The 18286-nt window shown below is 32.2% G+C and carries 19 protein-coding genes; 11 read left to right on the forward strand and 8 right to left on the reverse strand.

The features are described from left to right. Positions 1-561 carry a thioredoxin family protein gene (locus tag IEU88_RS11865; RefSeq protein ID WP_103373598.1) on the reverse strand — a complete coding sequence of 187 codons (561 nt, stop codon included), beginning with the start codon at positions 559-561 and terminating at the stop codon, positions 1-3. 163 nt (positions 562-724) lie between these two features. Here IEU88_RS11865 and IEU88_RS11870 point away from each other — a divergent pair, with 163 nt between their 5' ends. Genes IEU88_RS11870 through IEU88_RS11880 form a run of 3 tightly spaced genes read left to right on the forward strand, consistent with a single transcriptional unit; the run spans position 725 to position 2705 of the window. Next, the gene (locus IEU88_RS11870) at positions 725-1246 is read left to right on the forward strand and encodes a hypothetical protein (protein WP_096808872.1); all 522 of its coding nucleotides are present in this window, start codon (positions 725-727) and stop codon (positions 1244-1246) included. Positions 1247-1296: 50 nt separating this feature from the next. Beyond that, the gene (locus IEU88_RS11875; RefSeq protein WP_096808873.1) at positions 1297-1857 is read left to right on the forward strand and encodes an HAAS signaling domain-containing protein; all 561 of its coding nucleotides are present in this window, start codon (positions 1297-1299) and stop codon (positions 1855-1857) included. Then, a complete protein-coding gene (locus tag IEU88_RS11880) occupies positions 1854-2705 on the forward strand; it encodes a DUF4097 family beta strand repeat-containing protein (RefSeq protein ID WP_103373734.1) in 852 nt (283 codons plus the stop codon). Before IEU88_RS11875 ends, IEU88_RS11880 begins: the two co-directional genes overlap by 4 nt. A 93-nt stretch (positions 2706-2798) precedes the next feature. Here IEU88_RS11880 and IEU88_RS11885 read toward each other — a convergent pair whose 3' ends face one another. Then, positions 2799-3839: a C45 family autoproteolytic acyltransferase/hydrolase gene (locus tag IEU88_RS11885; protein ID WP_103373735.1), complete on the reverse strand. Its 1041-nt coding sequence runs from the start codon at positions 3837-3839 to the stop codon at positions 2799-2801. 439 nt (positions 3840-4278) lie between these two features. Here IEU88_RS11885 and IEU88_RS11890 point away from each other — a divergent pair, with 439 nt between their 5' ends. Next, a complete protein-coding gene (locus IEU88_RS11890) occupies positions 4279-4449 on the forward strand; it encodes a hypothetical protein (RefSeq protein ID WP_017723456.1) in 171 nt (56 codons plus the stop codon). Positions 4450-4814: 365 nt separating this feature from the next. On the opposite strand, the gene IEU88_RS11895 is transcribed toward IEU88_RS11890, so the two are convergent. Next, a complete protein-coding gene (locus IEU88_RS11895; RefSeq protein ID WP_096808876.1) occupies positions 4815-5231 on the reverse strand; it encodes a YolD-like family protein in 417 nt (138 codons plus the stop codon). A gap of 349 nt (positions 5232-5580) precedes the next feature. Here IEU88_RS11895 and pglS point away from each other — a divergent pair, with 349 nt between their 5' ends. After that, a complete protein-coding gene (gene pglS, locus IEU88_RS11900; protein WP_096808877.1) occupies positions 5581-6618 on the forward strand; it encodes a 6-phosphogluconolactonase in 1038 nt (345 codons plus the stop codon). A 58-nt stretch (positions 6619-6676) separates the two neighbouring features. Here pglS and IEU88_RS11905 read toward each other — a convergent pair whose 3' ends face one another. From IEU88_RS11905 to IEU88_RS11915, 3 genes are all read right to left on the reverse strand, one after another. After that, positions 6677-8056, reverse strand: a complete 1380-nt coding sequence (locus IEU88_RS11905; RefSeq protein WP_103373134.1) for an aldehyde dehydrogenase — start codon at positions 8054-8056, stop codon at positions 6677-6679. A 148-nt stretch (positions 8057-8204) separates the two neighbouring features. Next, entirely contained in the window at positions 8205-9131 is a 927-nt protein-coding gene (locus tag IEU88_RS11910) for a manganese-dependent inorganic pyrophosphatase (protein ID WP_096808879.1), read from the reverse strand. A 54-nt stretch (positions 9132-9185) separates the two neighbouring features. Then, positions 9186-9737, reverse strand: a complete 552-nt coding sequence (locus IEU88_RS11915; protein WP_096808880.1) for a cysteine hydrolase family protein — start codon at positions 9735-9737, stop codon at positions 9186-9188. 138 nt (positions 9738-9875) lie between these two features. Here IEU88_RS11915 and IEU88_RS11920 point away from each other — a divergent pair, with 138 nt between their 5' ends. After that, positions 9876-10964 carry a glycosyl hydrolase family 28-related protein gene (locus tag IEU88_RS11920; protein ID WP_103373135.1) on the forward strand — a complete coding sequence of 363 codons (1089 nt, stop codon included), beginning with the start codon at positions 9876-9878 and terminating at the stop codon, positions 10962-10964. A 130-nt stretch (positions 10965-11094) separates the two neighbouring features. Then, the gene (locus IEU88_RS11925; protein ID WP_096808882.1) at positions 11095-12654 is read left to right on the forward strand and encodes an SLC13 family permease; all 1560 of its coding nucleotides are present in this window, start codon (positions 11095-11097) and stop codon (positions 12652-12654) included. Positions 12655-12860: 206 nt separating this feature from the next. Here IEU88_RS11925 and IEU88_RS11930 read toward each other — a convergent pair whose 3' ends face one another. Next, complete coding sequence (locus IEU88_RS11930; protein ID WP_103372603.1) at positions 12861-13670, reverse strand: prephenate dehydratase; 810 nt, start codon at positions 13668-13670, stop codon at positions 12861-12863. Between the two features lie 41 nt (positions 13671-13711). Beyond that, positions 13712-14779 (reverse strand): nitric oxide synthase oxygenase, encoded by a 1068-nt coding sequence (locus tag IEU88_RS11935; protein WP_103372602.1) that lies wholly within the window; start codon positions 14777-14779, stop codon positions 13712-13714. Positions 14780-15024: 245 nt separating this feature from the next. On the opposite strand from IEU88_RS11935, the gene IEU88_RS11940 reads away from it, so the two are divergent. The 4 genes from IEU88_RS11940 to IEU88_RS11955 all read left to right on the forward strand — a co-directional run bounded on the left by IEU88_RS11940 (position 15025) and on the right by IEU88_RS11955 (position 18153). Beyond that, a complete protein-coding gene (locus IEU88_RS11940; RefSeq protein WP_096808885.1) occupies positions 15025-16494 on the forward strand; it encodes a nicotinate phosphoribosyltransferase in 1470 nt (489 codons plus the stop codon). After that, a complete protein-coding gene (gene nadE, locus IEU88_RS11945; RefSeq protein ID WP_096808886.1) occupies positions 16487-17323 on the forward strand; it encodes an NAD(+) synthase in 837 nt (278 codons plus the stop codon). The genes IEU88_RS11940 and nadE overlap by 8 nt, the downstream gene beginning before the upstream one ends. Before the next feature lie 69 nt (positions 17324-17392). Beyond that, entirely contained in the window at positions 17393-17971 is a 579-nt protein-coding gene (locus tag IEU88_RS11950; protein ID WP_096808887.1) for a DUF2179 domain-containing protein, read from the forward strand. After that, on the forward strand, positions 17968-18153 hold the full coding sequence (locus IEU88_RS11955; RefSeq protein ID WP_103372601.1) for an NETI motif-containing protein: 186 nt from the start codon (positions 17968-17970) through the stop codon (positions 18151-18153). The genes IEU88_RS11950 and IEU88_RS11955 overlap by 4 nt, the downstream gene beginning before the upstream one ends. Positions 18154-18286: the final 133 nt, after the last annotated feature.

Consider the following 18286-nt stretch of genomic DNA (forward strand, 5'->3'; position numbering starts at 1 on the left):
TTATTTAGTAATCAATTTATCTAAAATTGAGTCGTAGACATATTTCCACATTTGTGAATCTGTTTTGTAACGATTGGAGATAATTGCATGTGTTTCTGCAGCTTTATCGTCAAACGTTGGGTCATCTTTTGCAGGTAGCTTTGAGCGTGTTTCATCAACAAAGTTCTGTGCGTGTCTAGAACGAGGTCCCCAAACAGTTTGTTGTTCAAATTCATCGTTAAGAAAAACAAAAATTGGAATGGATCTAGCTGTACCGTTCGTTAAGTATTGATCTATTAAATCTGTGTTTTCATCACGGTGAAATACTCTCACTTCAAAATGAAGTGCTTCACTTATATGTTTCAAAATAGGAAGATTCATCATGGCATCTCCACACCAATCTTCCGTGATAACAAGCACCTTGCTATAAGGTAGTGATTTAATTTTTTCAAGACGTTCATCATCTTGAGGAATTGAGAATGAATTATAAATAGATAGTACATTTTCTTGGTTTTCAGTCATATCCTCAATGTATTGATCAAGCGGTTGACTGTTTTTGAAATAAGTTTCTAAACTTGTCATTGTTTTTCCCCCTTTAATTTATTAGGTATTATTATAGCAACAATTGTTAGTGAAAGAAAATTTTTAATACTCAGAAAAATGATAAGTTTCATCATATGTTTTAAATGAAAATACTATCTGAGTATGCTATATTGTTTACGTATAATGGAGTGTGTAAGCTACTTTGAAACGACATAAAACTTTGGTATTTATTATTTTTTTATTAATGGCCGCAATGGTTTGGATGCTAATTAATTATTTAAAAAATGAACAAACTACAAATTTATCATGTTTAACGATTAATCAAAATAAGGTTAATTCTCAGATTGATATTCGTAATTATATTAAAAATGATGATGTGATGTTAAAAAAATATCAAATTTATTATACAAAATCACAGCCAGACTTGATTTATAAAGTTGATAAAAGTAATGATACGGTTAAATCAATGACTTTAATAAGTGATCAGAGCATCAATACGAATTTCAACACCTCAATTAACAATCGTATACAAAATGTAAAAAACTATCTGGGTAAAAATTTTATTGAGAAAAAATTGCGTAATGGATTTAAGGCTACTATTTATGTGGATAAAGATAATCAAATAAAATTATCTCTCATTCATAAAGATAATAAAATAAAAAAATTGAAATCAATAAGAAGTAACTTTAAAAATGACATTCCATTTAGGTATGTTATTTTTTGAATTGCAATAGAATTTGGTTCAATTTTACGAATTGAATGGTGGTAGATAACTTGGATAAAATCACTTTTTTAAATGCTCTAGAACAAGAATTACATAATCTACCTCGTAATGAGCGAGACAAGATCATGTATGAGTATGAACAATATTTTTTTGAACAAGAAAGTGACGGTAAAAATGAGTATCAAATTATTGGCGCGTTAGAATCCCCAAAGCAAATCGGTAAAGAGATTATGGTAAAAAATGCAATCGTTTCTGCAGAATATAGACCAAATGCTAAAAATATTGTCAAAGCTATTATGGCATCCCTTGGTATGGGGATTCTTTCGTTAGTTATTATTTTGTTACCAATGGTGGTATTGGCTGTATTTATGTTTGGTTTATTGCTTGTGGCTTTTTTCTTAACAATCAGCCCCATATTATTAATTATTCACGGATTACTAAATCATATGATGAGCCTTGCAATTAGTAATTATTTTTTTGCTTTTTCTTTTACAGGATTAGGTATCGTGTTGTTTGTGATTATTGCTAAGTTGAGCCAGCTTGTTTATCGCTTGATTTTAAAATACCTAAGATGGAATATCCGAACAATTAAAGGAAGTGCAGATCTATGAAGCGATTATTTATAGGCGGACTAGGGCTGTTTATCATTTGTTTCCTAATAGGAAGTATTGCCTGGTTCGGTTTTGAAAAGCAAAATGAAAAATTGAACACTGTTAATAAGGTGTTGAATACGAATGATATTAAAAATTTAGATGTATTGACTGAAAATTGTAAAGTCTTAATTAAATCAGGTGGCCAAACTTCGATAAAATATAAAGGTAAAAGAAATATTGACATAAAAGAAGTGGATAATACTTTAAAGGTAAAAGAAACTAAGGAGTTAGAAAACCACTACGGTTTAAATTTCAACCCCTTTAGACAGTTTGACGATCATTTAATAATCACCTTACCTAAAGAAAAATTAAATAAACTTAAGTTGTCAAGTAGTTATAATTCTATTAACATTAAGAATTTAAATATAAAATCAGCTGAAATATCTAAAAATAATAAAAATGGTGGTAAAGTAAATATAGACAAAACTAAATTTGAAAAATTATTATATAAAGGTGTAAACTCACAAATAAAGCTCGATGACAGTGAAGTTATAAATGCTGATATTAAAACTGAAAATGCAAGAATATTAAGTGAAAACTCGTTAATTCAGAAATCTGTACTGTTAGCCAATCACAGTAATATATATTTATCAGATATAGATGTTAATTCAAATTTTAAAGCATCTACGAAAAAGGGTGATATTAATATTAGTTATAAACAAGCACCTAATAATATATTATTAAAATTATACCCTGTTCATGGTACAACAAATATCAATAATAGTCGTTTTGTGAACGATAGAGTAGGAAACGGAGACAATATTCTAGAGTTATATACAAATGACGGAGATATTAATATCGATTAATAATTTAAAGAGGCTTAGGGATTGAAATGCTCCCTCTAAAGTAGACACTAAAAAAGTGAAAACTTTAGAGGGAGATATTTTTATATGGAATACTTAGTAAGTTGCAAATGTTAAATCGGTGTCTAGGTGACCTGCAATAGTGTAGGTAGACAACGTATCGCCTTTAAGCCATTTTGCAAAATCTATTTTCGTAGGAAAGCTATTTTGACCTATTCCAATCTGTGCAGTTAAAGATTGTGGTTCATACATACTTGTATGTATAGTGCCAGACCAGCTTCTGAACAATTTACTGTATATTTGGTACTGTGGATCATTAAATAGTTGAAAAGCGTCTGCTTTATTTAAGTTTGTTGGTTTATGATTGACCAGTCGTTTTAAACGTTCTTCGGATTCTTTTGTGTAATTTCTATTTTCATGCGTTAAAAGTTTGAAATGGTTCGTGCAAGTAGAATCATAGCGCACATCAATTGAACGCGGTGTAACTTCTACAATAGCAGACGCGAGTTGCTTATCCATGACAATATAACTAAAAGAACTTCTATGTGGTATTTCCTTTAAAAGTTGAATTGCCTCTGACACATTTTTACAATACTGTAAAATGAGTCTGCCTATCATATAACAAACAAAGCCATCGCCAGGATGTTTACGATGCATAAAGTTGTAACCCATAGCTAGACCGGCCTCGTTCATACCATCCATTCTCCCAGTTATACGAGATGTTGGGCCAATCTGCGCTAGCCCGCCATCATTTGGTTGAAATAGTAAATAACGACCGTCATATGTAGCAGGGTGATAATCGTAATTGCGTACCATATAATCTTCACCTAAGAATACAGTACAGCCGCTATTTTTTAACGGGGTAAAACGATAATGTCCAAAATTAAGTATCATTTGGTTAGTAGGAAGATTTAAAACTTCTTGCATCCCTTTTATCTCTTCCCAAATTTGAGGTGCATAAGTTTGAAAAACATCGTAAGTCTCTTTGATATGGATATCAAAACGAGGCATACGTTTTTTCCATTCGCTTTCTCTATTTTTAAGCATGGGCGTTTGTTGCATCCATTCGGCGGTTTTTACGCCTAAATCAAAGTGGGACCCACGATGTGTTAAAATATCTGATTGTATATTTTGCATTTCTAAACTCCTATATTAAAGTGTAATCTTACAAAAATGTCACTTCATTGTAATCTCACGTTAATTGTATTATGTTACTTCGACAGTTATGATAAGGATAACTTTTAAAACTAAATTTGTATGTTAGTTGAATGAGGTGATGAGTATGTTAAATTATTATGGAAAATTAAGAGATGCTATATCAACTTGGTGGGGTAATTAACATCTACAATTATTTTATAGTAGTATAATGTCAACTTCAAATAGTAGTGAGTATATTCGTGTCGATTGTTTTAACAGATTTAGATTTAATAATAATTTATTTTATGTCTTGAATATGGAATATTACATTAAAAATATTTAGAATAGTATATTTGGAAATGGGTATATATTTATTGATGTAGTTAAATGTGCTATCATAAATATTAGACATGTTAATAAATTATTGAGGTGAAACAGAATGTGGAATTTTATTAAAGGTTTATTTAAATTTGTATTTGGTACAATCCTTACTGTATCATTAGCAGCAGGCATCGGTGCTGTAGTATTTGCTTATATTTTCAAAAAAGATTTTGAAGATATCGAAAGTAAAACAAAAGAAATTGTTTCAGATATTGAATCAAATAATTAATTTACTAATAGAACACCCTAGAGTGTTCTATTTTTTTGTCTGAAATACTGATAAACAATCAAGGCTATGTATGATACAAATGTTAGATGACTGGTATTAAATGTCACTGCATAAATCTTTTAATCTTTAAAAAGGTTACTGCTTATGAAGGCCGACAGTTATTATGCAAACGCTCTAGTTCTTGTATGATTTTTCCTAAACTTCTTTACTTAAGGAAGAAAAAATTAAAAAGACAACATAGTTTCCTTTCTGACTTCCATATACAGTATGAATGTCTACATATTCAAAACGTTCAACGAAATTGTTAATGCTTATCTGATTGAAGGAATTAAGCAATTTATAGGTTCAATCTATGTGAAGTAAGGTTAATGCCTAGTGTCGTGCGAGATTTGCATGATATCAAATAAAGACAATTTAACGATTTCGTTATTATGACATGCATGACCTTTTAACGTCATATGAACCATATCTATATTTTTAATTTTCAGGATGGTATGTTCTAACCAACCATCTTGGTAATATTCTATGTGGATAAGTGTATTTTTATGTAAAGCATAGTGTAATTGACTATTGAGTTCATTTAATTGATCGTCTGATAAAATAGGGCGGTCAATTTTATTTTGATCTACGATATGCTGTTGTATAGCTTCAAATTGCTCAGGTAATGTAGCGAACGGGGCCCATTTAACCATACCACGCCCTTGTGGAATATTAGGGTTTAGTTTTTCTCTTGGAATTTTTCTGTAATCTGTTTCTTTATTATTGTATTTATCTGAATGCATCAAATCACCTCAATATCATAATAGAACATTCGTTCGTGTTTGTGCAAGTTATTCTTCAAAAATTTATAAATCTATTGTCAAAAGTAGGTAATAGGTAAATTTTCATTGAAAGTGGTATCATAAGTATGACAATGTTTTTCAACTAATGGAGACGGTTAAAGAAATGTTTAAAATGTATCATGGAAAATGATAGGATGACATAAGCATTTGGTTTAATAAGCAAGGTGAGTTTTTATGAAGAAACATTATTTAAACGATGTATATGCATGTTTATCAATAAAAAACATTATATTGTCTTTTATTCGTAATATTTATTAAAATGAAAGTATCATAATATGGAGGGGTTTACATGACAACAATAGGATATATTGGTTCATATACAAAAAAAGAAGGTAAGGGCGTCTACCGCTTTGAATTAGATGAACAAACGGGGACGATTACTGAAGTGGAAACGGGTTATGAATTAGAAGCGTCGACATATGTAAATCAACATGACGCTTTTTTATATGCTGTAACACGAGAAGGGGAAGATTGTGGCATTGCAAGTCTTAAAATAGGAGAAGATGGCAAACTCAGTCTTATCAATAAATGTTTAGCTTCCACAAAAGGTAGCGGATGTTATGTTTCAGTATCGCCAGATGGTAAATATGTTTTTGAAGCGGTTTATGGTGCAGGGCTTGCTCGTATCTATGAAGCAAATCCAATTACGGGTGAAGTGGTTCGTTTAATCCAAGAATTAGCACATGATTATCCTACAGGTCCTCTAGAAAGACAAGAGCAACCTCATGTTCATTATTTAGATACCACACCAGATGAACAGTATGTTGTAGCAATGGATTTAGGTACTGATAAGCTTATAACATATGAATTTGGTGAAGAAGGTTATAGCGAATATGCCGTATTTGACTTTGAACCAGGTGATGGACCAAGACATATTACATTTCATGAAAATGGTGAAATTGCTTATGTAGTTCATGAATTATCTAATGTTGTAAGTGTTATGCAGTACAAGAATGGTGAATTTTCGGAAATTGAACGCCATGCAACGATTCCTGAAAATTTTGAAGGTGCTACAAAGTTAGCTGCGGTAAGATTATCTCATGATCAAAACTTCCTATATATTAGTAATAGAGGACATGACAGTATCGCAATTTTTAAAATAGGAGATAACGGAGCCACAATTTCCTTAGTAGACATAGTGGCTAGTGGAGGAGTATTTCCCCGCGATTTTAATATTACTGAGACAGATGATTTCTTAGTTTGTGCACACCAAGAAGATGGTTATGAGCTAACTGTATTTAAACGAGATAAAGTGACTGGAAAATTAGAAAAATCTGATGGTCAATACACTGCACCAGAAGGTGTTTGTGTTCAGTTTTTACAATAATAAAAAATATAAAAGTCCGAAAGCTAAATTTTAGTTTTCGGACTTTTATATTTTAATATTATTTATTGAAAAAGGCTTTAATATACTTGAATTTCCCTTTATAAGGTGGGAAAAGTAAGCTTGATTCAAGCCGTGTAGATTTAAAAATATATGATTTATCATGGCTAAATGTATCGAAAGTATACTTACCGTGATATTTTCCTATACCAGAAGCACCAACACCACCAAATGGTAAGTTTGGGTTTGCTAAATGCATTAAAGTATCGTTTATTGCGCCTCCACCAAAGGATAGTTCGTTTAAGACACGTTCTGAACTGTTTTCATCTTCGCTAAATAAATAAAGACTGAGCGGTTTAGGTTTAGTGCGTATTAAATCAATAGCTTCGTTAAAATCGTCATAAGTTATAATTGGCAATAATGGACCGAAAATTTCATCATCCATAATTTTTGAATTGATGGTAATGCCGTCTAAAATAGTAGGTGCAATATAATTTTCATCAGCATCTGTTTGACCGCCAAAACTTATTTCAGGTTTATGGATATTTAACAATTCACTTAAACGGTTAAAATGCTTCTCGTTTACAATACGGCCATAATCTGGGCTTTCCTGTATATTTTCTCCATAAAATTCAGTGATTGTTTTTGTTAACGCGCTAATGAGCTCATTTTTGACCTTACGATTTACAAGTAAGTAATCCGGTGCAACACAAGTTTGGCCTGCATTCGTAAATTTACCAAAGCTAATACGTTCACTTGCCACTTTGATATTAGCACTTTCGTCAATGATGGCCGGGGATTTTCCGCCGAGTTCTAAAGTAACAGGTGTTAAATGTTCACTTGCTGCCTTATAAACAATGCGGCCAACTTGTTCACTACCAGTAAAGAAAATATAGTCAAAAGGTAATTGAAGTAAAGATTGTGTAGTTTCAGCGTTTCCCTGAATAATACTAATATACTCAGGGGCAAATGCATCTGTAATTATTTTCTCTATTATTTCTGATACGTTTGGTGTGTATTCAGAAGGTTTGAGTATAACAGTATTACCAGCTGCAATAGCACCAATTAATGGTTCTATGAGCAATTGGAAAGGGTAGTTGAAAGGACCGATAATTAAGACTGTGCCATAAGGTTCCTTCATAATATAGCTTTTAGTAGGAAACATATATAATGGCGTATTTACTTGTTTGGTTTTTGACCAATTTTTAAGTTCTTTCCGAGCTAATTTAATACTTTTTAATGTATAACCAATTTCTGTTGCATATGTTTCTACTTTGTTTTTACCTAAATCTTTTTGAAAAGCTTCAAGTAATTCATTTTCATAGTTTTTAACACTTTTGCTTAACTGTTTAAGTTGTTTTTTTCTAAATTTAAGAGATTTAGTCTCATGAGTATTAAAATATTGTTTACTATTGTGGAAAGTTTGTTCTATTAAATTCAAATATTATTCCTCCTAGTATATTGGCGATTTAGATAGCTCAAAATAGTTGATAAAAAACTGGAACATAACAATTATGTCCCAGTTTTGCTGTTTAGTAAAATATTTAAGTTTTCAATTTAACATAGTTATTTAAAATTATTGTGTTGAACTAACTCAAAGCTTCCGTGATTTGTGGTACAACTTGTTTTTTACGTGATACAACACCTGGAAGGAAAGCGGTATTGTTTTCAAGTTGAACATTAAACGCAGAACCTACTTTATCTTTCTCTGCACCAACAACTAGAATTTTAGAGTCACTATTGATTATATCAGTTACAAGTAATACAAAAAGATCATACTTTTCATTTGTACTAACTTCTAACATTTCTTTTTCTAATTCTTCTTGGCGTTCAAATACTTCGTTAATGTCTACAGTGTTAACTTGTCCAATACGTGTAATATAGTCACCCATGTTAAATGATTTTGCGTCCATATTTAATAGTTCAGTTGCAGTTTTATCAGTTGTAGAGGCTCCAGCTTTTAACATCTCTAAACCATACGCTTCTAAATCAACATTAGCAATTGATTTTAATGCTTCCGCAGCTTCAATATCTTCTTGTGTGCAAGTAGGAGACTTAAATAATAAGCTGTCTGAAATAATAGCAGAAATCATTAAACCAGCGATTTCTGGTTTAATTTCAAATCCACGTTCTTTATACATTTTGTATAAAATTGTTGCAGTACAACCTACTGGCTCAGCACGGTAGTATAAAGGTGCTGCAGTTTCAAAGTTAGAAATTCTGTGGTGGTCGACTACATGTTTGATTGATGCTTTATCGATTGTATCAGCACTTTGTTGGAATTCATTATGGTCCACTAAAATGACGTTTTGATCATTTAAGTCATCGCTTAATAATGCTGGCGTTGAAACTTTAAACTGATCTAATGCGTATTGTGTTTCAGGACCTATTTCACCTAATCGAAAAGGTGTTGCCTCTGCGTTTCCTGTTTGTTGTTCAAAGTCTGCCATAATAATCGCTGATGAAATTGCATCTGTATCTGGATTTTTATGACCGAAAATATAAGTTTTTGCCATGTTTAAATTCTCCTTATTTTATATTTAGTTATATTTTATCATGATTTTGTATTGTTATTCTACTTCAGCACCTAGAGAATTTTTAAAGTGGTCTAAAGCCCATTGATGGCCCGTTGGATTAAACGACGCCACGCCTTTATGAGAGATTGAAATAGAATATCCTAAATTATATGCAGTAATAGCAGTATGGAGTACGCAAATGTCGGTACACACACCGACAATTTCTAAATGTGTAATGTTTCTTTCGCGTAACATAATATCTAATGGCGTACCACAAAAAGAATCATAACGTGTTTTATCTAAATAATGTACATGATCGTTAAACAGGATATTTTGATAAATATCATTTACTTTGCCATAAAGTTCTCTTCCTGTAGTATCTATTATATTATGAGGAGGGAAAAGTTTGTTTTCTGGATGATACGTATTTTCTTCATAATGTAAATCCATAAGGAAAAAAATATTAGCTTGTTTATTGTTATAAGCTTCAATTCTTTCGATAATATAATTTTCAATTTGTTGACCAGGAAGGCCACAAGTTAATTTACCATTATCAGCCACAAAATCATTTGAATAGTCGACAATGATAAGTGCGCTATTTTTCATATTATGTAACACTCCCAAAATTTTAGATTACAGCCATTATATCTTAAGTAGTTAAATCAATAAAGATGCAAATAAAGCGTTTAAGAAACTTTGTATTAGTTTATTATAGAGTATGAAATTGAGAAGGAAGGTGGATTAATGCGGATTAATGCTAAACAATTTGGTTTGAAAGGAAAGGACAAACGAGCAGATACACGTGCAATGCAAAAAGCATTAAAATATGCTAAAAAACACAAACATACTACAATCTATGTCCCTAAAGGGGAGTATCATATACATAGACCACTGGTAATATATGATTCCACGACCTTAATACTGGATGATGAAGCGGTATTAAAAAGAGTAGGTAAAGATACATTATTGAAAAATGGAAACTGGTTAAAATCTTATTATGGATATGATGGTAATGGGCATATACATATTGCTGGAGGTACATTTGATATGAATGGGTATCAATATCCGTATAACAATACTGCAATGTGTATGGGGCACGCAGAAGATATTCAAATCATAAACGTCACATTTAAAGATGTGGTTGGGGGTCACGCACTTGATGCATGTGGAATCAACGGTTTATATATCAATAGATGTCAATTCCTAGGATTTAATGATAATAATGGTACACGCCCATTTTCTGAAGCGGTACAACTAGATATCCAAGTAAAAGGCGCTTTTCCTAAGTTTGGCGCTACTGATGGGACAATAACTAAAAATGTAGTGATTGAAAATTGCTATTTTGGAGGTTCTAAAACGCCTCATATGGATGCATGGAACAGGGCGATTGGCTCTCATGCAAGCAGGTATAATCAATTTTACGAAAATATTCATATTCGATTTAATACGTTTGAAGGCATGAACCAATACGCGCTCACACCTTTAAAATCTAAAGATATATTTGTGCATCATAATGTATTTAAAAATTGCGTGGGCGGTTTACGTTTTTTAGCAGTCAAAGATGGCAAAAATGCACAAGATCTCAAAGGGAATGTAAGGCCGACGCAAGCAGGAAAGAATTTATATATTTATCGTAACCAATTTTTGGGTTATATGGCTAAAGATGCAATTCGTATCCAAAGTTACAATAATATAAAGCACAATCGTGTTTTAATCGCTCAAAATAACTTTGGTTATAGTCATCAAACCTTATATTTGAAAGATATACAGAACTTGCAACTTTTAAGTCAAGGAAATATAAAAATTAAAAAAGTGAATGTGAAATCAATTTAAACGTCGCTTAGTTTCACATTTCTGAGTTAAAACATTAATATATAATATTGAAATCTAATTAGAATTATATTATGTTATAGAGTGATAATTTAAGAAAATTCAGAAAACATCTGAAATAAGGGGGAACATTATGAGTGATAAAAGCAAAGGGGAAATGAGACGTTCTCAGTATTTAACTTTCTTTTCTAAAGACAAAGAAAAGAAACCGTATAATGCAGGGCAATTTGTAGGTTTAATTTTAGGACCGCTACTATTTATTTTAACATTATTGATTTTTCAGCCTGAAAATTTATCAAATAAAGGTGTTTTCGTGCTTGCTATTACAATTTGGATTGCTATTTGGTGGATTACTGAAGCGATTCCGATTGCAGCAACTAGTTTATTGCCACTCGTTTTATTACCTGTTGGTCATGTGCTCAGTCCAGAAGAAGTATCTGCTCAATATGGCAACGATATTATATTCTTATTCTTAGGTGGGTTTATTTTAGCGATCGCTATGGAAAGATGGAATTTACATACACGTGTAGCTTTAACAATTATTAGTATTTTAGGCACAAGCACAGGGAAAATATTGTTAGGATTTATGATTGCAACGGGCTTTTTATCTATGTTTGTTTCAAATACAGCAGCGGTTATGATTATGATTCCAATTGGCTTGGCAATTATTAAAGAGGCTAATGAGTTAAAAGGTGAACAAATGAATGCCACGAGCATTAGTAAATTCGAACAATCTATGGTGTTAGCTATTGGTTATGCGGGTACGATAGGTGGTTTAGGTACACTTATTGGGACACCGCCACTCATTATTTTAAAAGGGCAATATCAATCAGCTTTTGGTGAAGAAATCAGTTTTGCTAAATGGATGATAATTGGTGTGCCAACCGTTATTATATTACTTGTTTTAGTGTGGCTATATTTGCGCTATGTCGCTTTCAAACATGATATGAAAGAATTACCAGGCGGTCAAAATTTAATTAGAAAAAAACTAGATGAATTAGGTAAAATGAAATATGAAGAAAAAGTAGTTCAAGCTGTTTTTATTTTAGCCAGCTTATTATGGATCAGCAGAGAGTTTTTATTGAAAAATTGGTCGCTTACTTCAGAAGTAGCGGACGGTACGATTGCAATGTTTATTGCTGTTTTGTTATTTTTGATACCTGCTAAAAATAAAGAACAACATACCCGTATTATTGATTGGAATGTTGCTAAGGATTTACCGTGGGGCGTGTTAATTCTCTTTGGTGGTGGTTTAGCACTTGCTAAAGGTATTTCTGAAAGTGGCTTAGCGAAATGGTTAGGCGAGCAATTAAAGCTAATCGAAGGTGTGAGCCCGTTAATTATAGTGCTTGTGATTACAATATTTGTGCTGTTTTTAACAGAAATTACTTCCAATACTGCGACTGCAACTATGATTTTACCAATACTTGCTACATTGTCTGTCGCTGTAAATGTGCATCCACTATTACTGATGGTCCCAGCAGCGATGGCAGCTAACTGTGCGTACATGCTGCCAGTTGGAACACCGCCAAACGCAATTGTCTTCGGTACTGGAAAAATCAGTATTAAAAAAATGGCATCAGTTGGTTTTTGGGTCAACATATTAAGTATTGTTATTATCGTGTTAGTTGTTTATTTCTTAGTGCCTCCAGTATTAGGTATAGATGTAACCAAACCATTACCATTAAAATAAATCGCATTTTTATAAAATAACGGTGTTACGCCAACCTAACAAAAAGAGACCCAGTGGGGTCTCTTTTTTTATGCAAAAGTATTTTAGTTTAAGAGAATTACATAAGCTAAAAATGATGTATAAGTGCTACTAATTTAAAAAGTAGGTGTACATGCCTAAGGCACCGTTTTTGTGTCTCGGTCTTCCTTTATAGGAGCTATTTTGTATTAAGCGTGCCCTAATTTATTAAATGATCCAATCACAGTGACTTGAAAGTCTAATGTATTTAAGATTTTGATCACTTTTGATAAATCTTCAGTTAATCCAGTATCTGCTTGTACAAAAAAGTGGTACATACCTAATTGTGTTTTTAAAGGTCTGGATTCAATCCAAGATAAGTTGATATTGAAAAGGACAAACGTGTTTAAAATACTCGCCAACAAACCTGGTTTATCATATTGTGGTGTGATTAATAGCATGGTATCACTGGCGTTATCTAAATGTTGTGGTTGATTGCTGACTACTAAGAAACGCGTGACATTATGAGGAAAATCTTGAATATTTTGTTCAATAGGTTGAAAACCGTAAGTCTCTCCGCTACCTAAAGGCGCTATAGCGCCAACATGATTAGTGATTTTTTCTAAACTCTGTATTGTGCTATCTACATAATCATATGTGAAATCGTGTTGTTGAATATATTTGCTAGTTTGACTAATTGCAGGTCCTATGGAATACACTTTAGAAATATCGTTTACTGTAGCATTTTCTAATCCATATAAAGCAAATTGAATATCTAAATGAATTTCTCCTTGAGCATAAATATTTTGTTGTGTTAAGGCGTCAGCAACAATGTTTATAGTGCCTTCAATTGAGTTTTCTATTGGTACTACAGCGATACTATTATCATCTTCTGATACAGAAGCAACCACTTCATATAAATTTGATTTTGAAACATATTCAATTTCTGAATCAGATTTATATTTTTGTGCAGCTAAATATGAAAAAGTACCTTTTGGTCCTAAATAATATAATTTCATTTGACGTTACCCCTTATTAAGATATGTGTAATTTTAAAGTGTTAATGGAAGGGACAGCCTGTAGTAGATGATTGTTTTTTGTAAAAGAAGTTAGGATCTCTTATCTCATTTTTATATCCATGATGATAATTAGATACAAGTGTAGGAGATAATGGGGGCGCCAACCAAGACCATTTACCAGTAACTATTCTTCCATGTTTTTGTTCATTTTTTTCAAATCTTTCAAATTGTTTTGACGCAGTTAAATGATCAACCATTGAAACACCTTCGTTTTTAAATGAATGATATACTGCATAATTCAATTCGACTAATGTTCTGTCTTTATTGAAAGAATTATTCTTTAGTGTATCAAATTCAAATGCTTCTGCAATAGTTTCTAATAAATTATATCGATATGAATCCGTAAAGTTACGCACGGCAATTTCATTTACCATATACCAACCATTAAATGGGGCAGTCGGATATGTCACACCCCCAATTTTCAAGTCCATACTAGATATGATAGGGACTGCATACCATTTTAAACCAAGTTCTTTTAATTTTGGAAACTGCTCATGAGTGATAGGTACTTCTTTAATTAACTCAGGATTATAATTATGAAACTTTAATTTGTCTCCAGGCATTTGATAAATTAATGGTAAAATATCAAAATGAGTATGTTTGCTCTCCCATCCTAGATATTCCGCTAATTGTGTAACTTTCCTTTCAGCTGGATCGCCAACATCTTCATATCCAGCATATCTTATAAGTTGATTATTAAAAATTTGGGGTGGATGATGAGATGAAAAAATTGTAATATATGGCTTTATTTTACCTTTATTTGTAGCAATTTGAATATGGCTTTCAATTGTGTCAATAAATTCATTTTCAGTTTGGATGTGCCTTGCATCATTTACTGTTAAAGCGTCCCAAAAAGCACGGCCAATACAACGATTGGAATTTCTCCAAGCCATTTTAGCACCATAAATAAGTTCTTCATTTGTATGTTCATACGTGCCTGTGGCATTAATTTGTTTCTCAATTTGATAAATGCGTTTTGATATACTATCTTCATTATAATTTAGTTCTCTATACATCGTTTTAACAAAAGATTTAGCTTCGTTTAACATATAAACACCTCATAACATATTATACGGTATTTTGTATATTTTTAATCCTTACTAAAATAATTGTCACTATTTTGTCGCTACTATTTGAAAAAATGTAAAAACTATCATTATGAATAACTAATGATTTATAAATGTAAATACCCCTACAAAAACGTTGTATTTATATACACATATATATTTGTTTCAGATATAAACGATTATTATTTTGTGTTAAACTAATGAAAAAGCCGATTGGAGAGATAGCGGTGTACCAATTTGAAGATGATACATTTGTATTACACAATGATTTATATCAAATAAATATGGCAGAAAGTTATTGGAATGATGGCATTCACGAACGTTATGCTATATTTGATTTATATTTTAGAAGTATGCCATTTAATAGTGGTTACGCGGTTTTTAATGGGTTAAAACGTGTTATTGATTATATCGAAAAATTTCATTTTTCAAATTCAGATATTGAATATTTGAAATCCATTGGTTATCAAGAAGATTTTTTGGGATATTTAAAAGATTTAAAATTTACTGGTAATATTCGTTCTATGCAAGAAGGCGAGTTGTGTTTCGGTAATGAACCTTTATTAAGAGTTGAAGCGCCTTTAATCCAAGCGCAATTAATCGAAACAATGTTATTAAATATTGTAAATTTTCACACGCTCATCACTACAAAAGCTAGTAGAATTAAACAAGTAGCGCCCAATGACAATTTGATGGAATTTGGGACAAGACGTGCACAAGAAGCAGATGCAGCTTTATGGGGCGCAAGAGCTGCATATATTGGAGGATTCAATTCAACAAGTAATGTACGTGCCGGAAAACTATTTGGTATTCCAGTCTCAGGGACACACGCACACGCCATGGTTCAAACTTATGGAGATGAATATATAGCGTTTAAAAAATATGCAGAACGTCACAAAGATTGTGTATTTTTAGTTGATACTTACCATACGTTAAAATCAGGTGTGCCAACAGCAATTAAAGTTGCTAAAGAATTAGGTGATAAAATTAATTTTGTCGGCATTCGTTTGGACTCCGGAGACATAGCATATTTATCGAAAGAAGCACGTCGTATGCTAGACGAAGCTGGTTTCCCTGATGCTAAAATTATCGCTTCGAATGATCTAGATGAGCAGACAATTACGAGTTTAAAATCTCAAGGTGCAAAGGTTGATTCATGGGGAGTAGGGACAAAACTAATCACAGGTTATGATCAACCTGCTTTAGGCGCTGTTTATAAGTTGGTAGCAGTTGAGGATAGTTCTGGATCATATGTAGACCGTATAAAATTATCTAATAACGCAGAAAAAGTAACTACACCTGGTAAGAAAAATGTATATCGTATTATTAATAAAAAGACAAATAAAGCTGAAGGCGATTATATTACACTGGCTCATGAAGATCCTTATAACGAGTCGCCACTTAAATTATTCCATCCTGTTCACACTTATAAGATGAAATTTATAAAATCTTTTATAGCAAAAGCATTACACCATGATATTTTCAAAGATGGTAAATTAGTATACGATTTACCAAGTGAAAAAGAAGCACAAGCTTATTTAACGGAAAGCCTATCTTACTTATGGGATGAAAATAAACGTCACCTTAACCCACAAGAGTATCCAGTTGATTTAAGTACTGAATGTTGGGAAAATAAACATAAACGTATATTTGAAGTGGCAGAACAGGTTAAGGAGATGGAGGAAGAAAATGAGTGAAATTCAAGATATTATTGTTAGAGAAATGAAAGTGAAGCCTACAATTGATAGCAAGATAGAAACACGTCAAATCATTCAGTTTGTAAAAAACTACGTTCAATCTCACTCTTTTATCACATCCTTGGTGTTAGGTATATCAGGCGGACAAGATTCAACTTTAGCTGGTAAATTGTGCCAAATTGCAGTTAATGAATTAAAAGAGAAAGATATCGATTGTCGATTCATTGCGGTCAAATTGCCCTATGGCGAACAAAGTGACGCGGACGAAGTGGAAGATGCTTTGGAATTTATACAGCCTGATGAAATATTCACTGTGAATATTAAACCTGCAGTGGATCAAAGTGTTCAATCGTTAAAAAATGCAGACATTATATTAACAGATTTTCAAAAGGGAAACGAAAAAGCGCGTGAACGTATGAAAGTACAATTTTCAATTGCTTCCAATACACAAGGTATTGTAGTAGGTACTGACCATTCAGCTGAAAATTTAACAGGCTTCTTTACTAAATACGGTGATGGGGCAGCAGATATAGCGCCTCTGTTTGGTTTGAATAAGCGTCAAGGCCGTCAAATACTCGCATATTTGGGCGCTCCCTCACATCTATATGAAAAAGTACCAACTGCTGATTTAGAAGAAAATAAACCACAAGTGCCAGATGAAGATGCATTAGGTGTTAGTTATAATCATATTGATGACTATCTGGAAGGAAAGCCTGTTCCAAGCGAAGCTAAATCAATCATCGAAAGTCATTATATTAAAAATGCACATAAAAGAGAATTAGCATATACAAGATATACTTGGCCAAAAAACCAAACAAATTTCGAATAATTTTAGTGACAAAATAGTAACTTACTGATAAAATAATTTGAATTTAATGTGACAGAAAGGAAAATGGACATGTCAGTGATAACATCTAATCCATGGTTAATGGTTTTAGCAATTTTTATTATTAATGTTGCATATGTGACATGCTTAACAATGAGAACGATATTAACACTTAAAGGTTATCGCTATGTTGCAGCAGTAGTAAGTTTCCTAGAAGTCTTAGTATATGTTATTGGTTTAGGTATGGTTATGTCTAGTTTAGACCAAATTCAGAATGTCTTTGCATATGCTTTTGGGTTCTCAATTGGTATCATAGTAGGAATGAAAATTGAAGAAAAATTAGCACTGGGCTATACAGTAGTTAATGTAACATCTTCTGAACATGAGTTAGATTTACCAAAACAATTGAGAGATTTAGGTTATGGCGTCACGCACAATACTGCATATGGCCGAGATGGCGCAAGGTTAATTTTGCAAATTTTAACCCCGAGACGTTTTGAATTAAAACTGATTGAAACAATCAAGCAAATAGACGAAAAAGCCTTTATTATCGCATACGAGCCAAGAACAATCCACGGTGGTTTCTGGGTTAAAGGCGTTCGAAGTAAAAAACTCAAACAATATGATCCAGATAAAGTGGAAAGTATATGAAGAAACAACAAAAATTCAAGGTTGGCGAAAACGAAACTATTCAAGATTGTTTAAAACGTATGCGAGACGCTGGTTATATGCCTGTTAAGCGCTTTGAAAAACCAATTTACAAAGAAAATAAAAATGGTACTTATGAAGTATATAGACAGGAAATTCAATTTGTTGGAAAATTGCAAGAATAAATGCTTGAAGGAGGCTGGGACATCAATATATGTTCCAGCCTTAAATATGCTATGGAATAGTGCATAGCTTATTTGAAAGCCCTTTAAATTAAGTTTATTAATCCCAGACAATATAAGGAAGACAAGATAATGC

Origin of the sequence: Staphylococcus nepalensis, assembly GCF_014635045.1 — a bacterium.
Lineage (GTDB): Bacteria > Bacillota > Bacilli > Staphylococcales > Staphylococcaceae > Staphylococcus > Staphylococcus nepalensis.

Coding starts and splice junctions, on each gene's coding strand:
- IEU88_RS11865 (WP_103373598.1), bottom strand. CDS start 561: ATGACAAGTTTAGAAACTTATTTCAAAAACAGTCAACCGCTTGATCAA.
- IEU88_RS11880 (WP_103373734.1), top strand. CDS start 1,854: ATGAAGCGATTATTTATAGGCGGACTAGGGCTGTTTATCATTTGTTTC.
- IEU88_RS11885 (WP_103373735.1), bottom strand. CDS start 3,839: ATGCAAAATATACAATCAGATATTTTAACACATCGTGGGTCCCACTTT.
- IEU88_RS11890 (WP_017723456.1), top strand. CDS start 4,279: ATGTGGAATTTTATTAAAGGTTTATTTAAATTTGTATTTGGTACAATC.
- IEU88_RS11895 (WP_096808876.1), bottom strand. CDS start 5,231: ATGCATTCAGATAAATACAATAATAAAGAAACAGATTACAGAAAAATT.
- pglS (WP_096808877.1), top strand. CDS start 5,581: ATGACAACAATAGGATATATTGGTTCATATACAAAAAAAGAAGGTAAG.
- IEU88_RS11910 (WP_096808879.1), bottom strand. CDS start 9,131: ATGGCAAAAACTTATATTTTCGGTCATAAAAATCCAGATACAGATGCA.
- IEU88_RS11915 (WP_096808880.1), bottom strand. CDS start 9,737: ATGAAAAATAGCGCACTTATCATTGTCGACTATTCAAATGATTTTGTG.
- IEU88_RS11920 (WP_103373135.1), top strand. CDS start 9,876: ATGCGGATTAATGCTAAACAATTTGGTTTGAAAGGAAAGGACAAACGA.
- IEU88_RS11925 (WP_096808882.1), top strand. CDS start 11,095: ATGAGTGATAAAAGCAAAGGGGAAATGAGACGTTCTCAGTATTTAACT.
- IEU88_RS11930 (WP_103372603.1), bottom strand. CDS start 13,670: ATGAAATTATATTATTTAGGACCAAAAGGTACTTTTTCATATTTAGCT.
- IEU88_RS11935 (WP_103372602.1), bottom strand. CDS start 14,779: ATGTTAAACGAAGCTAAATCTTTTGTTAAAACGATGTATAGAGAACTA.
- nadE (WP_096808886.1), top strand. CDS start 16,487: ATGAGTGAAATTCAAGATATTATTGTTAGAGAAATGAAAGTGAAGCCT.
- IEU88_RS11950 (WP_096808887.1), top strand. CDS start 17,393: ATGTCAGTGATAACATCTAATCCATGGTTAATGGTTTTAGCAATTTTT.
- IEU88_RS11955 (WP_103372601.1), top strand. CDS start 17,968: ATGAAGAAACAACAAAAATTCAAGGTTGGCGAAAACGAAACTATTCAA.